This is a genomic window from Epilithonimonas sp. 33E, from assembly GCF_059372615.1.
On the sequence record NZ_CM182009.1, the window covers coordinates 2,870,715 to 2,893,187 of the forward strand.

The 22,473-nt window shown below is 37.3% G+C and carries 23 protein-coding genes; 20 read left to right on the forward strand and 3 right to left on the reverse strand.

Annotation, left to right across the window (positions count from 1 at the left end; translation table 11 throughout):
• Window positions 1–63 precede the first annotated feature (63 nt).
• Complete coding sequence (locus AC5P2S_RS13140; protein ID WP_494555178.1) at window positions 64–1,143, reverse strand: 3-oxoacyl-ACP synthase III family protein; 1,080 nt, start codon at window positions 1,141–1,143, stop codon at window positions 64–66.
• 170 nt (window positions 1,144–1,313) lie between these two features.
• Here AC5P2S_RS13140 and AC5P2S_RS13145 point away from each other — a divergent pair, with 170 nt between their 5' ends.
• On the forward strand, window positions 1,314–1,910 hold the full coding sequence (locus AC5P2S_RS13145) for an IMPACT family protein (protein ID WP_494555179.1): 597 nt from the start codon (window positions 1,314–1,316) through the stop codon (window positions 1,908–1,910).
• A 3-nt stretch (window positions 1,911–1,913) separates the two neighbouring features.
• Here the strand turns inward: AC5P2S_RS13145 and AC5P2S_RS13150 are convergent, their stop codons facing one another.
• Entirely contained in the window at window positions 1,914–2,624 is a 711-nt protein-coding gene (locus tag AC5P2S_RS13150) for a zinc metallopeptidase (protein WP_120213586.1), read from the reverse strand.
• 99 nt (window positions 2,625–2,723) lie between these two features.
• On the opposite strand from AC5P2S_RS13150, the gene AC5P2S_RS13155 reads away from it, so the two are divergent.
• From AC5P2S_RS13155 to AC5P2S_RS13240, 18 genes are all read left to right on the forward strand, one after another.
• Window positions 2,724–3,854 carry a GNAT family N-acetyltransferase gene (locus tag AC5P2S_RS13155; protein WP_494555180.1) on the forward strand — a complete coding sequence of 377 codons (1,131 nt, stop codon included), beginning with the start codon at window positions 2,724–2,726 and terminating at the stop codon, window positions 3,852–3,854.
• 60 nt (window positions 3,855–3,914) lie between these two features.
• A complete protein-coding gene (locus AC5P2S_RS13160; RefSeq protein ID WP_283416617.1) occupies window positions 3,915–4,100 on the forward strand; it encodes a hypothetical protein in 186 nt (61 codons plus the stop codon).
• Window positions 4,101–4,220: 120 nt separating this feature from the next.
• Complete coding sequence (locus AC5P2S_RS13165) at window positions 4,221–4,592, forward strand: NADH-quinone oxidoreductase subunit A (protein WP_283416616.1); 372 nt, start codon at window positions 4,221–4,223, stop codon at window positions 4,590–4,592.
• A gap of 71 nt (window positions 4,593–4,663) precedes the next feature.
• A complete protein-coding gene (locus tag AC5P2S_RS13170) occupies window positions 4,664–5,224 on the forward strand; it encodes an NADH-quinone oxidoreductase subunit B (RefSeq protein ID WP_494555181.1) in 561 nt (186 codons plus the stop codon).
• A 36-nt stretch (window positions 5,225–5,260) separates the two neighbouring features.
• Window positions 5,261–5,755: an NADH-quinone oxidoreductase subunit C gene (locus AC5P2S_RS13175; protein ID WP_494555182.1), complete on the forward strand. Its 495-nt coding sequence runs from the start codon at window positions 5,261–5,263 to the stop codon at window positions 5,753–5,755.
• 68 nt (window positions 5,756–5,823) lie between these two features.
• On the forward strand, window positions 5,824–7,047 hold the full coding sequence (locus AC5P2S_RS13180) for an NADH-quinone oxidoreductase subunit D (RefSeq protein ID WP_494555183.1): 1,224 nt from the start codon (window positions 5,824–5,826) through the stop codon (window positions 7,045–7,047).
• Between the two features lie 133 nt (window positions 7,048–7,180).
• On the forward strand, window positions 7,181–7,690 hold the full coding sequence (locus tag AC5P2S_RS13185) for an NADH-quinone oxidoreductase subunit NuoE family protein (protein WP_283416612.1): 510 nt from the start codon (window positions 7,181–7,183) through the stop codon (window positions 7,688–7,690).
• Between the two features lie 11 nt (window positions 7,691–7,701).
• Entirely contained in the window at window positions 7,702–9,057 is a 1,356-nt protein-coding gene (gene nuoF / locus AC5P2S_RS13190; RefSeq protein ID WP_283416611.1) for an NADH-quinone oxidoreductase subunit NuoF, read from the forward strand.
• 45 nt (window positions 9,058–9,102) lie between these two features.
• Window positions 9,103–9,939, forward strand: coding sequence for a hypothetical protein (locus AC5P2S_RS13195; protein ID WP_283416610.1), 837 nt, complete (start codon window positions 9,103–9,105; stop codon window positions 9,937–9,939).
• A 45-nt stretch (window positions 9,940–9,984) separates the two neighbouring features.
• Window positions 9,985–11,013 (forward strand): NADH-quinone oxidoreductase subunit G, encoded by a 1,029-nt coding sequence (locus AC5P2S_RS13200; protein WP_283416609.1) that lies wholly within the window; start codon window positions 9,985–9,987, stop codon window positions 11,011–11,013.
• 35 nt (window positions 11,014–11,048) lie between these two features.
• Entirely contained in the window at window positions 11,049–12,110 is a 1,062-nt protein-coding gene (gene nuoH / locus AC5P2S_RS13205; RefSeq protein WP_494555184.1) for an NADH-quinone oxidoreductase subunit NuoH, read from the forward strand.
• A gap of 74 nt (window positions 12,111–12,184) precedes the next feature.
• The gene (locus tag AC5P2S_RS13210) at window positions 12,185–12,739 is read left to right on the forward strand and encodes a NuoI/complex I 23 kDa subunit family protein (protein ID WP_283416607.1); all 555 of its coding nucleotides are present in this window, start codon (window positions 12,185–12,187) and stop codon (window positions 12,737–12,739) included.
• Window positions 12,739–13,236: an NADH-quinone oxidoreductase subunit J family protein gene (locus AC5P2S_RS13215; RefSeq protein WP_283416606.1), complete on the forward strand. Its 498-nt coding sequence runs from the start codon at window positions 12,739–12,741 to the stop codon at window positions 13,234–13,236. Before AC5P2S_RS13210 ends, AC5P2S_RS13215 begins: the two co-directional genes overlap by 1 nt.
• Window positions 13,237–13,240: 4 nt before the next feature.
• Entirely contained in the window at window positions 13,241–13,570 is a 330-nt protein-coding gene (nuoK, locus tag AC5P2S_RS13220) for an NADH-quinone oxidoreductase subunit NuoK (protein WP_283416605.1), read from the forward strand.
• A 7-nt stretch (window positions 13,571–13,577) separates the two neighbouring features.
• Window positions 13,578–15,473, forward strand: coding sequence for an NADH-quinone oxidoreductase subunit L (gene nuoL / locus AC5P2S_RS13225; RefSeq protein ID WP_494555185.1), 1,896 nt, complete (start codon window positions 13,578–13,580; stop codon window positions 15,471–15,473).
• A gap of 2 nt (window positions 15,474–15,475) precedes the next feature.
• Window positions 15,476–16,966 carry a complex I subunit 4 family protein gene (locus AC5P2S_RS13230; protein WP_494555186.1) on the forward strand — a complete coding sequence of 497 codons (1,491 nt, stop codon included), beginning with the start codon at window positions 15,476–15,478 and terminating at the stop codon, window positions 16,964–16,966.
• A 19-nt stretch (window positions 16,967–16,985) separates the two neighbouring features.
• Window positions 16,986–18,368: an NADH-quinone oxidoreductase subunit N gene (locus tag AC5P2S_RS13235; RefSeq protein WP_494555187.1), complete on the forward strand. Its 1,383-nt coding sequence runs from the start codon at window positions 16,986–16,988 to the stop codon at window positions 18,366–18,368.
• A gap of 314 nt (window positions 18,369–18,682) precedes the next feature.
• Window positions 18,683–20,536, forward strand: coding sequence for a CocE/NonD family hydrolase (locus tag AC5P2S_RS13240; protein WP_494555188.1), 1,854 nt, complete (start codon window positions 18,683–18,685; stop codon window positions 20,534–20,536).
• Window positions 20,537–20,553: 17 nt separating this feature from the next.
• Here the strand turns inward: AC5P2S_RS13240 and AC5P2S_RS13245 are convergent, their stop codons facing one another.
• Window positions 20,554–21,564 (reverse strand): LLM class flavin-dependent oxidoreductase, encoded by a 1,011-nt coding sequence (locus AC5P2S_RS13245; protein WP_494555189.1) that lies wholly within the window; start codon window positions 21,562–21,564, stop codon window positions 20,554–20,556.
• Between the two features lie 164 nt (window positions 21,565–21,728).
• On the opposite strand from AC5P2S_RS13245, the gene aqpZ reads away from it, so the two are divergent.
• Window positions 21,729–22,442 (forward strand): aquaporin Z, encoded by a 714-nt coding sequence (gene aqpZ / locus AC5P2S_RS13250; RefSeq protein WP_494555190.1) that lies wholly within the window; start codon window positions 21,729–21,731, stop codon window positions 22,440–22,442.
• Window positions 22,443–22,473: the final 31 nt, after the last annotated feature.

Below are 22,473 nucleotides of genomic sequence, written 5' to 3' on the forward strand. Positions count from 1 at the left end.
AGGAATAAAAACTATTCCTTTTTTGTTATTGACGTTTAAAATATAGATTTACTTTATTGTAATTTAAATTTTCCCTTCCGGAAATTTGTAAACCACACAATTGATATTCATCCCGGCTCCTACAGACGTAAACAAGATATGAGAACCCGGTGTGAATTGCTGACCTTCCATTTTACCTTTTCTGATAAGATCAAACAAAGTCGGAACCGTAGCAACAGAAGAATTCCCAAACTCCTGGATTGTCATCGGAGAAATCGCGTGGTCGTAATCTTTTTGTCCATATAATTTGAACAATCTGCCGATCATTGCATAATCCATCTTTGCATTGGCCTGATGAATCAATATTTTACCAATATCGGAAATATCCAAGCCTGCTTTATCAATCGTCGCTTTGATTGCGTCAGGAACATTTTTAAGTGCATATTCGTAGATTTTACGGCCTCTCATTCTGATGAATAACTGACTTTGATCGTGCTCCAGATTCAAAGATGGTCCGTTTTCCAAATAACACAATTCTTCCCCGTTATCACAAAGTGTATTATCTGCCAAAACACCAACTGTAGAATCTTCGGTAGCAGTCACCACAACAGCTCCGGCGCCATCCGCAAAAATCATTTTATTTCTGTCATAAGGGTCGGTAACTCTGCTTAATGTTTCGCCGCCAACAACCAAAACGGTTTTAGCTTTTCCAGCCTTGATCATCGTATCAGCTAAAATCAGAGATTCCACCCAACCCGGACATCCGAAAATCATATCATAATTGATACAATCTCTTCTTTTGATGCCCAATTTACCTTTCAGTCTTGCTGACATTGATGGCATAAAATTCGGAATTCCGTTCACATCCACCTCACCAAAATTGGTAGCGAAAATAATATAATCAATTTCTTCCTTATCAATACCGGCATCTTCAATAGCCTCAAGAGACGCTCTGTGAGCCAAATCTGAGTTAAAATCTTCCGGATTGGCGTATCTTCTTCTTTCTATCTCTGTAATGTCCACAAATTTCTCGATAATCTCCTCTGTTGGTTTTTCGATCAACTGATGGTTATCATCATAGAAGACAGCATCTTTGAAATGAGAACCTTCTATTACGTTTTCCGGAACATAACTTCCGGAGCCAATGATTAATGTATTAGGCATTGATATTAAAAAATTTTAAATGCAAAATTACATAAAAATTAATTGACGGAATTTTATTTTTTCTGATTTTTTGAGACTTACACAAAAGCGTTGCTATTATTGGGCAGGAATGTTTTTTTTACTTTAGCAAATTGGAAAGATTTTAATTTAAGAATTTCTATTTTTGACAAATGTTTGAATTCCAAACCATAAAAAAGCCAATAGAAGATGCCCTGTTAAAAGAGAAAGGAAGCAAGTTCATTGGATTCGCTTACCCTGTTAACTCTGATTCTGACATAAAAGATCGACTGAACCATCTTTACGAAATCCACCCCAAAGCAACACATCACTGTTACGCCTATAGATTAGGAATCAATGGAGAAAATTACCGCGCCAATGATGACGGTGAACCTTCAGGAAGTGCTGGTTTGCCTATCTACAATCAGCTTCTTGCTCATCAGATCACAAACGTTTTGGTGGTCGTTATAAGATATTATGGCGGAACAAAATTAGGAGTTGGCGGTTTGGTTAAAACTTATAAAGAATCTGCAAAATACACATTGGAACAAGCAGAAATCATTACCAAAGAATTAGAAACCGAATTAGATATTCAGTTCAAATTTTCTCAGCAAAATCAAATCTTCACCCTGCTGAATAAATACGACGCAAAAATCATTGAGTTTGACGCAAAGGAAATCTGTATCATCAAAGCTAATATTAAAACTTCTAAAAAAGAAAACATCTCAAACGAATTGTCTGAGATGCTGTTGGAATTTAATTTTTCATAACTTTTAATCCCGTCTATTTCCCATAAGCATCGAAGCAAAATAAAGAAGCTGAGCCAACGATCCCAATGCTGCAACAACATAAGTTCTGGCAGCCCATTTGAGAGAATCCTCTGCGCCTTCATATTCTTCCGCTGTAACTGTTCCAGTAGATTTCAACCATTTCAATGCACGGTTGCTCGCATCATATTCAACCGGCAATGTTATAAATGCAAATAATGTGGTCACCGCAAAAAGCGCAACACCTATTGCCAAAACAGTTGTATTTCCGTTTGGATTATCAATAGTTCTTGTTCCTACCATAATTGCAATACCAGCGAACAAAACAAATTGTAAAAGTCTGGAACTTATGTTAACAACAGGAACCATTTTTGATCTCAACTGCAACATAGAGTAACCCACGGCGTGCTGGACAGCGTGTCCGCATTCGTGAGCCGCAACTGCTGCCGCCGCTGCATTTCTCTGCATATATACAGCTTCAGAAAGATTCACGGTTTTATTTTCCGGATTATAATGATCTGTTAACTGTCCCGGCACGGAGATTACCTGAACATCATTAATCCCATTATCCCTCAACATTTTTTCTGCCACTTCTTTTCCGGACATCCCGTTTCTGAGATGTACTTTGGAGTAGTGCTCGAACTTCGATTTGAGCCTTGCGGAAACAATCCAGCTAAACAACATCGAAATCCCAATAATTAAATAATAGCCTGTCATTTTTATAAAAAATAATTATGTGATTTTAAGGAAAAATTATGCCAAAACATTGCTTATTTTGCCTTAAAACCTATCTTTGTGTTATTGATAAGCAAGAATATGGAAAAAGTTGTTATAAAGCAAGTGATTACAGAGAATGACCTGATGAAGTTCATAAAATTTCCGATGGAATTGTATAAAAACAATCCCAATTATGTCCCGCCATTGATTAACGAAGAAAAGAACATTTGGAAAAAAGAAGAAAACCCGGCTTTGTCATATTCTGTTGCTAAACAATTTCTTGCTTATAAGAACGATAAGGTTGTTGGTAGAATTGCCGTAATGATCAATAATAAAGAAGCGCAGGAACTTGGAGTCAAAAAAGTGAGATTCGGATGGCTGGATTTCATCGACGATCAGGAAGTTTCCAAAGCTTTAATCGACACGGCAATACAATTTGCCAAGAATAATCATATAGATAAGATCGAAGGACCAATGGGTTTTACCAATCTTGATAAAGCCGGAATGCTGACAATGGGATTTGACAAACTGGCAACAATGATCGGTCTTTATAACTTTGAATATTATCCTACACATCTTGAAAATCTTGGCCTTGCCAAAGAAAAGGAATGGGTAGAATTTGAAATTAATTTCCCAGAAGTTTTACCGGAAAAAGTGGTAAAATTTAGCAGCTTGATCGCCGAGAAATACAAACTGAAAGTCATTAACTTCAAGTCAAAACAAGAGATACTTCCTCTCGTTGATCCGATGTTCAAATTACTAGACGAAACCTATAAACATCTCTCGACCTACACGCCAATTTCGGAAGAACAGATCAAAACTTACAAAGAAAAATATTTCCCTTTTATTGATAAGAATTACATTATTTGTGTAGCCGATGAAAATAACGAACTCGTATCTTTTGCGATAACAATGCCTTCCTATTCAAAAGCTTTGCAAAAATCCAAAGGCAAACTTTTTCCTTTTGGCTGGTGGCATTTTCTGCAAGCCGGAAAGAAAAACGACAGAGCTAATTTTTATCTGATCGGCGTTCATCCGGAATATCAAAGACGTGGTGTTACAGCCATTATTTTTAAGGAAATATTTGATCGCTTTACAAAAATGGGAATTAAGTTTGCTGAAACTAATCCGGAACTGGAAGAGAATAAAAACGTACAGGTTCTCTGGCAGGACTATAATCCTGTCAATCACAAGCGGAGAAGAACGTATTCATTAGAAATCAAAAACTAAACAATCGTTTAACGAATTTATTTTTCGAAATTACAGTTCAACCTTAAAATCAATTTCGATTTGAAAAAGCAATTATACATCTACGCCGTCCTTATCATTCTGTTTGTCCTGTACAACTTTCTGAATCCAATCGAAGACAAAAAAACAGATACAATCATCAACATCCTGTTTGCCAGCGTCTTATTTCTATATATCGCTTACATTGCCTATCTTGTTCTCAAGAGAATCGGTAATAAAGAAAAATAATCCCTTATTTATAATTATTCTAAATTTATAAAAACAGACTTTTCTCTCCTTTTCGTAAGCCGGATAATTTAATATATTAAATCTTTATTTAGTATTTTTGCATAGTTAAATTTAGATCTTATGAATTTACCGGAAAATTATATTCCAATACTAATTCAGGCAGCAGTTGGACTTGGTTTTGTCATTATTTCTTTATTAGGTGCTCATTTCCTTGGGCCAAAACAAAAGAAAGGGAACTCTGTTAAAAACCAGAGCTGGGAATGTGGAGTTGCTGTAGAAGGAAACGCAAGAACGCCATTTTCCATCAAATATTTCCTGACTGCAGTATTGTTTGTACTATTCGATATAGAAATCGTATTTTTTTATCCTTATGCTGTTAACTTCAGAGAATTTGGAATGGAAGGCTTTTTAGCGGTTCTTACATTCGTAGCTATTTTCTTTGTGGCTTTTTTCTATGTTTGGAAAAGAGGCGCTCTGGATTGGGATAAGTAAAATTAATTATTAATGATAAATTTTCTGGAAATCATTTATCACTAATCATTTATAATTTATAATTAAAAGAAATGTCAGATAAAAAACCAGTAATAAGAACAGATGCACCAGCTCCTGAAGGATTTGAAGGAGAAGGATTTTTCGCAACTAAATTGAGCAGTGTTATCGGGATGGCAAGAAAATATTCTCTTTGGCCGTTACCGTTCGCTACTTCTTGTTGCGGTATCGAGTTTATGGCTACATTGAACCCAACATACGATGCATCAAGATTCGGGATGGAAAGAAACTCTTTCTCGCCAAGACAAGCAGATATGTTGATGGTTTGCGGAACTATTTCCAAAAAATTAGGTCCGGTTTTGAAAGAAGTTTACACCCAGATGGCTGAACCAAAATGGGTTGTTGCTGTTGGAGCTTGTGCTTCCAGCGGCGGTATTTTTGATACTTACTCCGTTCTTCAGGGGATTGACAAAATCATTCCTGTTGACGTTTACGTTCCAGGTTGTCCGCCAAGGCCGGAACAAATTATCGAAGGCGTGATGCAGGTTCAGGCTTTAGCAGAAAGCGAAAGCATCAGAAGAAGAGATACACCAGAATATCAGGCCCTTTTAGACTCTTATAACATTAGTAATTAAAATTCGATTATTGAATTTTAAATTTTGAATTTAATTATGACGAACGAATTTGTATTAGAAGCTATAACCAGGGAATTTCCGGATTCAGTGATATCCAGTTCAGAACCTTACGGGATGCTGACAGTGGAAATCAAGAAAGATGATATTAAAAAAGTAATTCATTACTTAAAGGATTCAACTTTGGAATTCAATTTTCTGACTGATATATGCGGAATCCATTATCCAGAAACTCCTGAAAAAGAAATTGGCGTTGTTTATCATTTGCATAATATGATGGCAAATTTCAGAATCCGTCTGAAAGCTTTTATGTCGAGAGAAAACACAGAAGTTGATTCTTTGACAGAACTATATGCAGGTGCCAACTGGATGGAAAGAGAAACTTTTGATTTTTACGGAATCAGATTCAAAGGACATCCGGATTTGAGACCAATCTTGAATATGGAAGACCTGGGATACCATCCGATGCTGAAAGAATATAAGCTGGAAGATGGAACAAGAACGGACAAGAACGATGCAATGTTCGGAAGATAAAAAATATAAATGATTAATGATGATTGATTAATGATCAATTATCGCTTATCAATTATCAATTATATATTATGAAAGATAACTCATTATCTAATATACTTAACCAATACGAAAGCAAGGAGCAAATCGACGGGCAATTATACACGTTGAATCTTGGTCCTACTCACCCTGCGACTCACGGGATTTTCCAGAACGTTCTTACCATGGACGGAGAAAGAATTCTTCATGCTGAGCAGACAGTAGGTTATATCCACAGAGCTTTTGAAAAAATTTCTGAAAGAAGAAATTTCTCTCAGATTACCACGCTTACTGATCGTATGAACTATTGTTCTGCACCTATCAATAATCTTGGCTGGCATATGACAGTAGAAAAGCTGATTGGTGTTAAAGTTCCAAAGCGTGTAGATTACATGCGCGTTATTCTGATGGAATTGGCTAGAATTGGTGACCATTTGATTTGTAATGGTGTGACAGGAATGGACTCTGGAGCAATTACCGGCCTTACTTATATGTTCATTGAAAGAGAGCGTATCTACGATATGTATGAGCAGATTTGTGGTGCAAGGATGACAACCAATATGGGAAGAATTGGAGGCTTTGAAAGAGATTTTACACCGAAGTTTCATGAGTTATTGAAAGATTTCCTAAAAACTTTCCCGCCAAGATTCCAGGAGTTCTGTAACCTTTTGGAAAGAAACAGAATCTTTATGGACAGAACCATTGGAGCAGGAGCAATTTCAGCGGAAAGAGCCTTGAGCTATGGTTTCACTGGGCCTAATCTTCGTGCCTGTGGTGTGGATTATGATGTGAGAGTGGCGCAGCCTTATTCTTCTTATGAAGATTTTGATTTTATTATTCCTGTAGGAACTGCCGGTGATACTTATGACCGTTTTATGGTTCGTCAGCAGGAAGTTTGGGAGTCTATTAAAATCATCAAACAAGCTTACGAAAACCTTCCTGAAGGACCTTTCCATGCAGATGTTCCGGATTTTTATCTTCCCGAAAAAGCAGATGTTTATCAAAAAATGGAAGCTTTGATTTACCATTTCAAAATCGTCATGGGCGAAACTGATGTGCCTAAAGGAGAAGTTTATCATGCAGTAGAAGGCGGAAATGGAGAATTAGGATTCTATCTGGTAAGTGATGGCGGAAGAACTCCTTACAGACTACACTTCAGAAGACCTTGCTTCATCTATTATCAGGCATATCCGGAAATGATTACAGGTTCAGTAATCTCTGACGCTATTGTTACAATGTGTAGCATGAATGTAATTGCGGGAGAATTAGACGCGTAATTCAAATTATAAACTTTAGATTATAAATTTTGATTAATCTAAAATACTATTCAAGATAAATGTTAAATGATAAGATTTTTAGACTATGATTTTCATCGTAAAATCTAAAATCTAAAATCTAAAATCTTTAAATATGAGCGAAACAATTGCTTTTAAACCTGAAAGCTTAGCGCAGGTTCATAAAATTATCGCAAGATATCCGGAAGGGAGACAAAAGTCTGCTCTTATTCCTGTTTTGCATTTGGCACAGAAAGAATTTGGTGGCTGGCTGGCTGTTCCGGTAATGGATTATGTTGCAGAATTATTAAATATCACACCAATTGAAGTATATGAAGTTGCGACATTCTATACAATGTTCAATATGAAGCCGGTCGGAAAATATGTTTTGGAAGTTTGCAGAACCGGACCTTGTATGCTGAACGGAAGTGATAATATATTAGACCATATCCGTAAAAAGCTCAACATAAAAGATGGGCAAACTACAGAAGACGGATTGTTCACTCTTAAACCAGCTGAATGCCTTGGAGCATGTGGATATGCACCAATGATGCAGTTGGGCAAATTCTATCACGAAAATTTAACTATAGAAAAAGTTGACGAGATTCTTGACCTTTGTAGACAAGGAGCCATCGCTTTAGATTAATTATTAAGAAAATGAGTAAAAAACTTTTACTTAAGAATGCACATATAGAGGGAATTCGTTATTTCGAGACTTACCGTAAACACGGCGGTTACGAAGCAGCGGAAAAAGCGCTTAAAATGACTACCGATGAAGTTCTGGAAGAAGTTAAAGTTTCCGGACTTAGAGGAAGAGGTGGCGCCGGTTTCCCAACGGGAATGAAGTGGAGTTTCTTGGCCAAGCCGGAAGGTGTTCCAAGACATTTGGTTGTTAATGCCGATGAATCTGAACCCGGAACTTTCAAAGACAGATATCTGATGGAGTTTCTTCCTCATCTTTTGATCGAAGGCATGTTGATTTCATCTTACTGTTTAGGTTCCAACACATCCTATATATATATAAGGGGAGAATATTCCTGGATTCCGGATATTTTGGAAGAAGCCATTGAAGAGGCAAAAGCTGCCGGATTTCTTGGAAAAAATATTCTTGGAACTGGTTACGATTTGGAAATTTATGTTCAGAGAGGTGCTGGTGCTTACATTTGTGGTGAAGAAACTGCTCTGCTTGAATCTCTTGAAGGAAGAAGAGGAAATCCGAGATTGAAGCCACCATTCCCTGCGGTAAAAGGACTTTGGGAAAGACCAACGGTTGTGAATAATGTTGAATCTATTGCAGCAGTTGTTCCAATTATCGAAATCGGTGGTGCAGAATATGCTAAAATAGGTATTGGAAGATCAACAGGAACTAAATTGATTTCAGCTTGTGGTAATATTAATAAGCCAGGCGTTTACGAAATCGATATGACAATTACCGTTGAAGAATTTATCTATTCTGATGAATATTGCGGTGGTATCCCAAATGGTAAAAAGCTTAAAGCTTGTATCCCTGGAGGAAGTTCTGTTCCAATTGTTCCAGCCAATCTTTTACTGAAGACCATCAACGGCGAACCAAGATACATGAATTATGAATCTCTGGCAGACGGTGGTTTTGCTACCGGAACAATGATGGGTTCGGGAGGATTTATTGTTCTGGACGAAGACCAATGTGTGGTTAATCATACGATGACTTTAGCAAGATTCTACAACCACGAGAGTTGTGGACAATGTACACCTTGCCGTGAAGGAACGGGATGGATGTACAAAATTTTGAAAAAAATTGAGAAAGGAGAAGGAAAAATGGAAGACATCGATTTGCTTTGGGATATCCAGAGAAAAATTGAAGGCAATACCATTTGTCCTTTGGGAGATGCTGCTGCCTGGCCGGTTGCTGCCGCTATCAGACACTTCAGAGATGAGTTTGAGTGGCATGTCAATAATCCTGAGCTATGCCAAACGCAAAATTACGGAATAGCAAACTATGCAGATCCTATTCCAGCTGTTAGTAACAGTTAAATAAAGATTTAAATAGAATTTGTATTTTCAAATTCACTAGAAATAATGAAGAAGTTCTTTGAATTCGTTTTTGTATTTTTTGTTGGGATAACAATTGTATTCGGACAAAATCAAGACACTATTGATAATGATAAATCCACATTAAAAAAAGGAACAATGTTCGTTTTTTGGGGTTGGAACAGGGCTGGATTCAGTAATTCCGATATTCGGTTCAGAGGAAACGGGTATGATTTCACTTTAAGTAATGTTGTAGCGCACGACAGGCCTTCGGAATTAAGTATGGCTTATATCGATCCAACAAGACTTTCAATTCCGCAATTCAATTTTAGATTAGCTTATTTTATTAAGGATAATCTAGCGGTTGTAATTGCGCAGGATCATATGAAGTATGTAATGGATCAGGATCAGATTGCAAAATTCAATGGTCATATTTCTGACCCGGCATATGCAGCAATGGTCCAGAATGGTCAGGTTAATCTGACTGATGAGCAGTTTCTGACTTTTGAACATACGGATGGATTGAATTACATCAATGCAGGTCTGGAAAAGTATAAAAACGTTTTATCAAAAAAGAATTTTGACATCTTTTGGGCTTATGGCGGAGGAATTGGTGCTCTGATGCCTAAAAGTAATGTGAAGTTATTCGGAAACGAAAGAAGCGACAGGTACCATTTAGCAGGATTTGGTTTAGATGCGAGAACTAATATCAATTTTGTTTTTTGGAATCATATAATGGCAAGAGTAGAAGGAAAATTTGGTTACATCAATATGCCGGATATCAAGACTACTCTTAATAATAAACCTGATAAAGCCAGTCAGGATTTTGTATTCTACCAAGTTAATTTTGGGATTGGATACGTATTCAATAGAAAATTAAAATAAAAAATTAAGACTATTGCTGCACGCATATAGCCAAAAGCAGAAGATATGAGCGAAGAAGTCAAAAAATTTAAAGTTACCATAGACGGACAAACTACCGAAGTTTTGCCGGGCACTTCTATTCTGGAAGCGGCTAGACAAATCGGTGGAAAATCTGTGCCTCCGGCAATGTGCTACTACAGCAAATTGGAAACCAGTGGTGGTAGATGTAGAACTTGTCTTGTAGAAGTTTCCAAAGGCTCTGAAGCAGACCCAAGACCAATGCCAAAATTGGTTGCAAGCTGTAGAACTGGTGTAATGGACGGAATGGAAGTAAAAAACTTAACTTCTGAAAAAGCACAGGAAGGCAGAAAAGCAGTTACGGAATTCCTTTTGGTAAATCACCCATTGGATTGCCCTGTTTGCGACCAGGCCGGAGAATGTCACCTTCAGGATCTCGGTTACGAGCATGGAAATCTTGAAACGAGAACAGAATTTGAAAGAAATACTTACGATGCAGATGACATCGGTCCATATATCAAATTGAATATGAACCGTTGCATCCTTTGTGCAAGATGTGTATTGGCCGCCAATCAGTTGACAGAAAAAAGAGAGCACGGAATCCTTTACAGAGGTGACCACGCAGAGATATCAACAATGCTGAACAAAGCTTTGGATAATGATTTCATCGGAAACGTGATTGATGTTTGTCCGGTTGGCGCTTTGACGGACAGAACCGCCAGATTTGCAAGCAGAGTTTGGTTTACTAAGCCTTATAACGCCACTTGTAGTTGTACAAAATGCAGCGGAAAAGCGGTACTTTGGATGAAAGGTGATGAAGTGGTAAGAGTAACGGCCAGAAAAGACCAATATGGTGAAGTTGAGGACTGGATCTGTAACGAGTGTCGTTTTGAGAAAAAAGATACTGCACTTTGGAATATCGAAGGACCGAGACATATCGACAGACACTCTGTAATTTCTCTCAACCATTATGAGAAAAAAACAGACAGTTATAATGTTTTGGAAAACCCTGAGGCTAAAGAAATTGGCTTGAAAGACGAAAAAGAAATTGAAAAATTAGATAACGAGATCATTTAAGTTCTTCAATCTAATCAAATTTCAAATAAAAACTTATGGAATTAATTACATTCAAATTGATATTGGTACTTGCCCTGTTCTTGTTAGCATTAACAATTGCTGCATATTCTACCTGGGCAGAAAGAAAAGTTGCTGCAGTAATGCAAGATAGAATCGGCCCTAGCAAAGCCGGACCATTCGGATTACTGCAACCACTTGCCGATGGTGGAAAGTTTTTCTTTAAAGAAGATTTTACACCGGCCAATGCAGAGCGATTTCTTTTTATATTAGGACCTTCATTAGTCATGTTCATCTCTCTGATTACCGGAGCAGTAATTCCTTGGGGAAAAAGTCTGAACATTGGCGGAACGTCTTTCGATCTTCAGGTTGCCAATATAGACGTAGGTGTTCTTTACATCATTGGTATGGCTTCAATCGGAGTTTATGGAATTATGATCGGAGGCTGGGCTTCTAATAATAAATATTCTTTGATTGGCGCAATCCGTGCTTCTTCTCAGATGATCTCTTACGAATTGGCAATGGGACTAGCGCTTCTTTCTATCATTATGATGACAGGAAGTCTTGATCTTAAAGTCATTTCTGAATCTCAGGCTACAGGAAAACTTTGGGGATTATTCGAATTAGACGGAATGAACTGGAATATTTTCTATCAGCCATTAGCATTTTTGGTTTTCATTATTGCAGCTTTGGCAGAAACCAACAGACATCCTTTTGACTTGCCGGAATGTGAATCAGAATTAGTAACAGGATATTCTACAGAATATTCTTCTATGAAACTGGGATTGTATATGTTTGGAGAATATGTGAATATGTTCATTTCCAATGCATTTATGGTTGCTCTTTTCTTCGGAGGTTACAATTTCCCTGGAATCGAATGGGTTACTCAGAACTGGGGAGAAAATGCAGCAGGAATTCTAAGTATCGTAGCATTCCTTACAAAAACAATCATCGGAATTTTTATCTTTATGTGGATCAGATGGACACTTCCAAGATTCAGATATGACCAGTTGATGCACCTTGGGTGGAAAACTTTAATCCCATTGGCTTTGATAAACCTGATGATAACTGGTGCCGTAATTTTGGCATTCGGAAATTAATATTGAATATAAAATTAAGATAACAGACAAGATTAGTCTAGATCTAATGTCTAACATCTAACATCTATAATTAAATGAAACTTACTAACAGATCAAAAGTTGTTTCGAACAAGGAAATGACCCTTGCAGAAAAAATCTACCTTCCGGCGATATTCAAAGGAATGGGGATTACATTGAAGCACGCTGTCAGAAATATTGTAAAAGGTCCGCCAATCTATCCTTATCCGGAGGTTGACAAACCGAGAGCGGAAATATGGAGAGGACAACACGTTCTTAAAAGAGATGAAGAAGGAAGAGAAAGATGTACTGCTTGTGGGCTATGCGCAGTAGCTTGCCCCGCTGAAGCGATCACCATGACGGCAGCTGAAAGAACCAAAGACGAAAAAGATCTTTACAGAGAAGAAAAATATGCCTCAATCTATGAAATAAATATGTTGAGATGTATCTTCTGCGGTATGTGTGAAGAAGCATGCCCAAAATCTGCAATCTATCTTACCGACAGGCTGGTAGATGTGGAAACCAACAGAGGTTCTTTTATCTATGGTAAGGACAAACTGGTAGAAAAAATAAATGAAAGGATTGACATTACCACAAGACAATCTGAGAAACAAAAAAATGCAGTAAAATAATGGATCAGTTTTTATTTTTCTTAGTAGCATTTTTAGCTATTGCAAGTGCTGTTTATTTTGTATTCGCAAGAAATCCTTTGTATGCAATCCTGTCACTTATTGTCACAATGTTCTCTATCGCGGGAATGTATATTCTTCTTAATGCACAATTTTTGGGAATTGTTCAGATCATTGTTTATGCAGGAGCGATTATGGTATTGTTTCTTTATATCCTGATGATGCTGAACTTGAATAAAGAGGATGAAAGCAAAAAAGCAAATCTTCCGAAATTCATCGGTATTTTTTCTGTTTGCATTTTATTTGTAGGAATGTTAGGTGCTTACAAAGGTCTTACCGGAAAAACAACCGCTGCTGAAAGTATTGATAACTCGGTAGGTTTGACGAAAAACCTGGGAAGATTATTGTTTAATGAATATGTATTACCATTCGAATTGGCATCGATTCTGATTTTAGCAGGAATCGTTGGCGCTGTTCTTATCGGTAAAAAAGATTTATAAGATTATGGGAGACGTGAATACATTTATACAACAGGTGCCTTTGGAATATTTCATCATTCTGAGTACCGTTTTATTTTGCCTTGGTGTTTTGGGAGTTTTGCTTCGTAAAAATGCTATCGTGATTTTGGGATGTGTAGAATTGATGCTTAACTCCGTAAATCTTTTATTAGCAGCTTTCTCTGCTTACAAAGGTGATGGTAACGGACAGCTTTTGGTTTTTTTCATCATGGTAGTTGCTGCAGCAGAAGTAGCTGTAGGTTTGGCAATTATCGCAATGATGTACAGAAATACCAGATCTGTAGACGTCAGTATTTTTAATAAATTAAGAGGATAAGAAAGGAATGGAAAATTTAGTTTACGCAATTGTACTTTTACCTTTAGCCGGATTCCTGATTAACGGGCTTTTTGGGAAAAACCTTCCGAAAGTGTTTGTTGGAGGATTGGCAACTTTGGTGGTTTTCGCTTCGTTTATTATCACAACAAGTATATTTTTAGGATTCAAAAGTGACAGCGCACCGGTTGTTGTTAAAGCTTTTGAATGGTTCCGGGTGAATGGTATTCAGGTTAATTTTGGATTCCAGATTGATCAGTTATCATTAATGATGGTCATGATTATAACAGGAATCGGATCATTGATCCACCTCTACTCCATTGGCTATATGAGCCACGACAAAGGATTTTATAAGTTTTTCACTTACCTTAATCTGTTTATTTTCTCGATGTTGCTTTTGGTTCTAGGAAGCAACTATCTGATCTTATTTATTGGTTGGGAAGGTGTAGGACTTTGTTCATACCTATTGATTGGATTCTGGTATACCAACGAAGATTATGGAAAAGCTGCAAGAAAGGCTTTCATCATGAACCGTATCGGTGACCTAGGATTATTAATCGGTATTTTTGCAATCGCTGCACAAGTTAACGCTATCGATTATCTGAGTGTTGCTGAAAATTCATCAAAATTCGCTTTAGACAGCAGTGCGATCATTTTCATCACAGTAAGTTTATTTATCGGAGCTGTTGGTAAATCTGCACAGATCCCGTTATTCACTTGGTTACCGGATGCGATGGCAGGTCCAACACCGGTTTCCGCTTTGATCCACGCTGCAACAATGGTAACAGCGGGTGTATATTTAGTAGTAAGAAGTAATTTCTTATTCTCATTAGCACCTTCAACATTAAATTTAATTTTATTCATAGGAATTGCAACATCTTTGGTTGCTGCTTTTATTGGACTGAGACAAAACGATATCAAAAAAGTATTGGCGTATTCTACGGTTTCTCAGTTAGGATTTATGTTCATTGCTTTAGGTGCCGGAGCTTACACAACCGGAATGTTCCATGTAATGACACACGCCTTCTTCAAAGCATTGTTATTCTTAGGAGCCGGCTCTGTGATCCACGCTATGAGCGGTGAACAGGATATGCGTTTCATGGGAGGACTGAGAAAGAAAATCCCTGTAACTTACTGGACTTTCCTGATCGGAACATTAGCAATTACAGGTATTCCACCCTTGTCTGGTATGGTTTCTAAAGACGAAATCTTAACGCACATCTATGCAAAAAGCCCGCTTCTTTGGGGATTAACATTATTCAGTGCTGCATTGACGGCTATCTATATGTTCAGATTGTTGTTTCTGACTTTCTTTGGAGAGTTCAGAGGAACCGAAGAACAAAAGCATCATTTGCACGAGAGTCCGGCTGTAATGACAATTCCGTTGATTGTTTTGGCAATTCTTTCCGTTGTAGGTGGATTTATCAATCTTCCGCACTTTATCGGACATGGACATTTCCAGAAACTAGCACATTGGCTGGAGCCGATCTATGTTTACGATATCGAAACTCCGGAAATTCCTTTTGCAACAGAAATGATACTGCTGGCCGTAACCGTAATTATGGTTGTGGTGATTTTCTTCGCAGTAAAAGCAATTTATGTTACCAAAAAGAAAAATGCTCTACCTGAAGAAAGCTACACCGGCTGGGAAAAATTGTCTGCAAGAAAATTATTTATCGATGAGATTTATAATGCGATGATTGTAAGGCCTTTTGAAGAAGCCGGAAAAGCTGCAGCAATGTTTGATAAAGCGGTTCTTGACCCAATTGTGAATTTCATTGGATTGGGAGCACAGGATTCCGGAAGGGCTGCAAAAAGACTTCAGAACGGAAACGTAGAAAACTATGTGTTGATTATGTCATTGGCCATAGGAATTGTATTGATTGTTAACTTTTTATTGAAATAATAATGTCCTGTTTACTATTTACATTATTACTTTTACCTCTCGTAGGTTCGGGTTTACTATTTTTCTGGAAAAATAATTCCAGCAAATATATTGCATTGGCTTTTGCTTTTGCAGAGATGTTTATCGCATTTTATATGTTGGGGAATTTCGATTTCCATCCAACTGTAGATGCGCCATTACAATATGAAATCGCCTATCCGTGGTCTAGCTATATAAAAAGCAGCTTCAATTTTGGAATTGATGGAATGAGTATGTTAATGGTTATCCTGACTAATGTTCTTGTTCCTTTAATTATTTTATCGTCTTTCAATGAAAAGAAAGCTTATCCTAATTCCTTCTACGCATTGATCTTATTAATGCAATTTGGTTTGTTAGGCGTATTCACTTCATTAGACGGATTATTATTCTACATCTTCTGGGAAGTAACTTTGATCCCTATCTGGTTCATCGCCGGACTTTGGGGGCAGGAAGACAAGAGAATCAAATTCACTACAAAATTCTTTGTATATACATTCGTAGGATCATTGTTCATGCTGATTGGCTTAATCTACGTTTACAATCAATCAGCATCTTTTGCACTGACGGATCTTTATAATGCAACTTTGAACACCAATGAGCAAACGGTTATCTTCTGGTTTATTTTCTTTGCTTTTGCAGTGAAATTACCGGTGTTCCCTTTCCATACATGGCAGCCTGACACTTATACTTATTCTCCGACACAAGGATCAATGTTGTTATCGGGGATTATGTTGAAAATGGCGGTTTACGGTGTTTTAAGATATTTGTTGCCAATCACACCTTTAGCCATTGCCGGAATCTCGGGCGAAATTGTAATTATCCTTTCTGTCATCGGTATTATCTATGGTGCACTGATCGCAATGATTTCTACCGATAGCAAGAGACTGATTGCTTTTTCATCTCTTTCACACGTTGGTTTGATTGTAGCAGGGATTTTTGCTTCTGCAGTTGTCACAATGAGAACAGGATTGACTTTCGAAGGCGGACAAGGTGCAATGGTACAGAGTTTTGCTCACGGGATCAACGTAGTTGGATTGTTCTACTGTGCAGACATTCTTTATAAAAGATTCAAAACAAGAGATATCCGTAAAATGGGTGGTTTGGCAAAAGTAGCACCTAAATTCGCCATCTTGTTTATGATTATCTTGTTGGGAGCAACCGGAGTTCCACTAACAAACGGATTTATCGGGGAATTCATCTTATTGAAATCTGTTTTTGCCTACAACTACATTATGGCAGTTCTTGCCGGATTAACATTGATTCTCTGCGCAGCTTACATGTTAAGATTCTACGGAAAAGCAATGTTCGGAAAAGGCGATGAAGCGGTTTTAGCAACAACCAAAGATATCAGCTCCGTTGAGTTTTCGGTATTAGCTAGTTTAGCAGTATTTGTAATTGCATTGGGAGTTTATCCGCAACCTATTATAGAAATGGTAAGTAATTCATTGGTTTTCATCTACAAATCAATGTTATAATAAATTGATATTTTAAGAAATGAGTGTTTTAATAGTTTTATTCCTTACGGCAGTTCTTGTATTATTTTCGGGCGTTTTCGAGAAAGGAAAATATGCAAGATATATAGGGATTTTAGGATTAATCGTTGGTTTATATTTCAGCTTTCTTCCGGATTGTGAGTTTTTTGCTCAGTATAAAGCAATGTATGAATACGGATACAATGCTGCTTTGTTTACAAAAATATCAATTGTTGTTACTTTATTTTTATTCTTTTTAGGAGGATTTGCATTCAGTAATCACAGAAGTCATCAGTCAGAATTATATTCCTTAATGTTATTCGCACTTTGCGGAGGTATTGTATTATTCGGATATCAGAATTTAGTAACATTATTTATCGGAATCGAGATATTATCCATTCCTTTATACGTAATGGCCGGCGCCAACAAAACCGACCTCAGATCCACAGAAGCCTCTATGAAATATTTCCTAATGGGAGCATTTGCAACAGGATTTCTTTTATTTGGAGTAGCTTTGGTTTACGGCAGCGTAGGAAGCTTTGATCTTTATGCTATTCATGATTTTGCAATCAACAATCCCAAAAATCTGATGTTGATCATGGGCTCTATTTTGATGTTGTCAGCATTGGCATTCAAAGTATCATTAGCGCCTTTCCATATGTGGAGTCCAGATGTATATCAAGGTTCACCGTCACTGATTACCGCTTTTATGGCATCTGTCGTAAAGATTTCCGGATTCTTTGCCTTGTTCAAATTGATGACCATCGGTTTTAACGGAATCGCAGGCGACTGGATTAATATATTAGGCGTCTTCATTATTCTGACTTTACTCTTGGCAAACGTAATGGGATTGGTTCAGACCAACGCCAAAAGAATGTTGGCCTACTCATCTGTTTCACATGCAGGATATATCGCTTTGATCTTTTTCGGACTTAACAATTTTTCGACTTACATCTTAGGCTTTTACCTTTTCGCTTATTCATTAGCAACAGTTGGGGTTTTCATCAGTCTGATCTGGGTAGAGAAAATAAAAAAAGAAACATCGTTTGCAGCATTCAATGGTTTAGGTAAAAGAGAACCGTTGTTAGCAGTCGTTTCAACAATCTCGATGCTATCGATGGCAGGTATTCCTTTGACAGCAGGTTTCATCGGAAAATTAGGAATCTTCAACCAGGCGATTGCAGGCGGCTCAAGTTTCCTTGTACTGATTGCAGTTCTGGGTTCGGCATTAAGTATCGCTTACTACTTGAGATTGATTATCGCAATGTTTTTCTACAAAGAAGATAACTTTCATAATACAGAAAGAGCGAGCATTACTTACAACATTGTTTCCGTAGTTATTATTCTCGCTTTGGTTTCGATGGGAATCGTCCCTGATCTGTTCGCCAAACTTTTCGGATTATAGAAAATTAAAATATAAAAAACCTGATTCAACTGAGTCAGGTTTTTATTTTTAATTCATTCTTAAATACTTCTACTCTCTTCTCTCAAATTCATTTGGGCGCCTTTGTCCGCGCTCCACTCCCGCTTTTTTGTTTATTGCGGAGAAAATAGTATTTCAATAGAAACATTCAGCAACCGCAATAACAAAAAGAGCTCCGTTCAGCTCGGGGCGCGCTTCGCACAAAAGAAGTTTATAGTTTCAAATCGAACTTTTGTCTATATTTCTAACATCAAGTTTCATTAAAAAAACTTAATTTTATTCAAAATTATTTATCAATGAAGAGATTATTAATGTTTTTCTGTTTTATGGTCGTCGGATGGAGTTTGGCGCAAACATCTTCCGTTGAACAAAATTTTACCAAAAAAGAAGTTTATATCCCTATGCGCGATGGTACAAAGCTGTTCACAATCATTTATATCCCAAAGGATATTTCCAAAAGCAACAAATATCCGATCATTATGAACAGGACTTGTTACAGTGTTGCACCGTACGGCGAAACTAATTTCAGAAAAAAGTTGAGTCCTAATCCTTTCATCGAAAAAGAAAAATACATCTTCGTTTTTCAGGACGTTCGCGGACGATATATGAGCGAGGGCACTTTTACCAATATGACGCCGCAAGTTGATCACAAAACCAAAAAAGATGTGGACGAAAGCACTGATACTTATGACACTGTGGATTGGCTGGTAAAAAATGTTCAAAATAATAACGGAAAAGTCGGGCAATATGGAACTTCCTATCCTGGATTTTATACAGCTGCAGGAACTTTAGCCAACCATCCTGCTTTAGTAGCATCTTCACCACAGGCACCTATTTCAGATTTTTGGTTTGATGATTTTCACCACAACGGCGCTTTTCTGATGAGCTATTTCAAAACTTTCCCTGTATTTGGTGTACAGAAAACAAAACCTGAGAAAGAATCTTGGTTTGCTGATAAAATGATAAAACCAACTTCTGATGACGGCTATCTTTTCTATAAAAATATGGGAACGTTGAAAGAAGGTGTTGATAAATATTACAAAGACAACTTCTTTATGCAGGAAGTTGTCAATCACCCAAACTATGATGACTTTTGGAAAAAAAGAGATCTTTTACCTCACCTCAGGAACATCAGTCATGCTGTAATGATAGTTGGTGGTTGGTTTGACGCAGAAGATCTTCGCGGACCATTGGAAATTTATAAAACTATTGAAAAAAATAATCCAAAAGCTAAAAACACAATTGTTATGGGACCGTTTTCACATGGCGGCTGGAATGTAGAAGCCGGAAAACATTTTCATAACGACATCTATTTTGGAGATAGTTTAGCAACTTTTTACCAAAAAAATATAGAGCAGCCATTTTTTCATCATTATCTGAAAGAAGACTCCAGGACAGCAGCTAAACTGCCGGAAGCTTATATGTTTGATACCGGGAAAAAAGAATGGAAACAGTTTGATAACTGGCCACCAAAGCAAACTGAAAAACAAACTTATTATATGAATTCAACGGGAAATCTTTCTGTAAAAGGAGATAACCCGAAAACATTTTCCGTTTATGTTTCCGATCCCAACAGGCCTGTTTTAAGTAGTGAAAACTATAAGGATATGAACAATTTCACTCCCAAAAATTATATGAGCGAGGATCAGCGTTTTGCAAGTTACAGATCGGACGTCGTGACCTATACAACAGAAGTTTTGGAGAATGACATGACATTAGCAGGAGAAATTCTGACAAAATTAAAAATCGCTTCTTCATCCACTGATGCAGATTTTATTGTAAAATTAATCGATGTTTATCCTGCTGATGAAAAAGCTAATCCTGATAAGCCCGGTGTGGTCTATGCCAATTATCATCAATTGGTAAGAAGTGAAATAATGCCGGCAAGATTCCGCAACAGTTTTGAAAAACCGGAACCTCTTATACCAAATAAAGGGGTAACTATTGATGTTAAATTGCAGGATGTTCTTCATACCTTCAAAAAAGGACATAAAATACAAATCCAGGTTCAGAGCACCTGGTTTCCGCTAATGGCAATTAATCCTCAGAAGTTTTTGGAAAATCCTTATCTGGCTACAAAAGATGATTATGAAAGAGCAGAAATCAAGGTTTCAAGCGGAAGTACTATAGAATTTGAAGTTTTAAAATAAAACAAAAAATCACAAACCTAGGTTTGTGATTTTTTTATAGTTTTTTTTAAAACTTCTGAAGCAATTTCGTAAGATCTCAATTTTTTTTCAAAGTCATAGATATTACCCGAAACGATAATCTCATCGGGGCGATAATCTTTGGCAAATTTTCCTAATTTTTCTTTTAGAGTTTCTGCATCGCCTACAAAAGTTTTAGCGGCCATTCTGTTAAGATGCACTGCAACTTCATCTGAGATGTCTGCTAATTCGGTTTCTTCCGGAGGTAAAAGCGGTTGTCTCTGATCTGTCAGAATATTAACAAATGCCTGGAAATGTGATGTGGACAAATAATGTGCTTCATCGACAGTTTCTCCTGCAATAATATTGATACAAACCATTACATAAGGCTCATCCAGGAATTCAGAAGGCTGAAAATGTTCTCTGTAAATTTCCAGGGCAACTTCCAGCTGAGAAGGCGCGAAATGAGCTGCAAATGCATAGGGCATTCCTAGTTTCGCAGCCAGAAAAGCCGAATCTGTAGAGCTTCCAAGAATATAAATCGGAACATCTGCTCCCTCTCCGGGAATTGCTCTGACTTTGGATCCCGAATTTTCTTCTGACATATACTTCTGAAGTTCTCTGATATGGAACTCGAAATTATAATTCGGAGTAAAATTGTTACCTCGCAAAGCTGTTGCAGTCAGCATATCTGTTCCGGGCGCTCTTCCAAGTCCCAAATCTATTCTGCCGGGAAATAATCCGTCCAAAGTTCCAAACTGTTCTGCAACGGACAGAGTGGAATGATTCGGAAGCATTATTCCACCAGAACCTACTCTTATTGACTGAGTTTGTGATGCAATATGTCCAATCAGGATAGAAGTTGATGCGCTTGCTACGTTAGGAAAGTTGTGATGTTCTGAAAACCAATATCGGGTAAAACCTAATTTCTCTGCTAGCTGTGCCGATTTAACAGATTTTTCAAAAGTTGTATTGATATCATCTCCTTTGACAATCGTTGCCAAATCCAGAATTGAATATTTTATGGCCATAATTCAAAAATTTATACAATTGTTTAACTCAAAAAACAAACCAATAACAGAATTGTAAAAATAATTGGAAATTTTGTCAGCCTATATTTATTTACTGAATTTTTCACAATCAATTGAAAAAATCGTTAGATTTGTTTTAATAAACTATTAAAAACAATAAACAAATGGTATCAACTACTTCAAAATTTGTTGCCGAAATGATCGGTACAATGGTTCTAGTATTAATGGGTTGCGGAAGCGCGGTAATTGCAGGTGCGGACGGCACAACCGGCGTCGGACTTCTGGGGATTTCCTTTGCATTTGGTTTAAGCGTCGTCGCAATGGCTTATGCTATCGGGCATATCTCCGGATGTCATATCAATCCTGCGATTTCTCTGGCAATGGTTGCCGCTGGCAGAATGAAATTAGGAGAAGCTTTGTATTACATTGTTGCTCAGATCATCGGAGCAATTATTGGTGCAGGAATCCTTTATGTCATTTTCACCAATCATCCTGGCGCTGAATTAGGCCCTTGGGCTTTGGGTTCTAATGGTTGGGGAACAGGTTATCTGGATGAATATACAACTGTAGCAGCTTTGGTTGCTGAGTTTGTTTTTACGTTTATCTTTTTAATGGTAATCCTCGGTTCTACCTCTACAAAAAACATCCACGGTGGTTTTGCTGGTCTGGCAATTGGGCTTTCTCTGGTTCTGATTCATATTGTTGGAATTAAAATCACAGGTGTTTCTGTGAATCCTGCAAGAAGTATTGGCCCTGCTATTTTCGCTGGTGGAGAAGCACTTTCACAACTTTGGCTGTTTATTGTAGCGCCGGTTTTAGGTGGAGTTTTTGCTGCTTTCACTTATAATTTATTGATCGAAAAACCAGAAAAGGTTTAAAAAATAGAAATTTAACTTTAATAGATCCTGT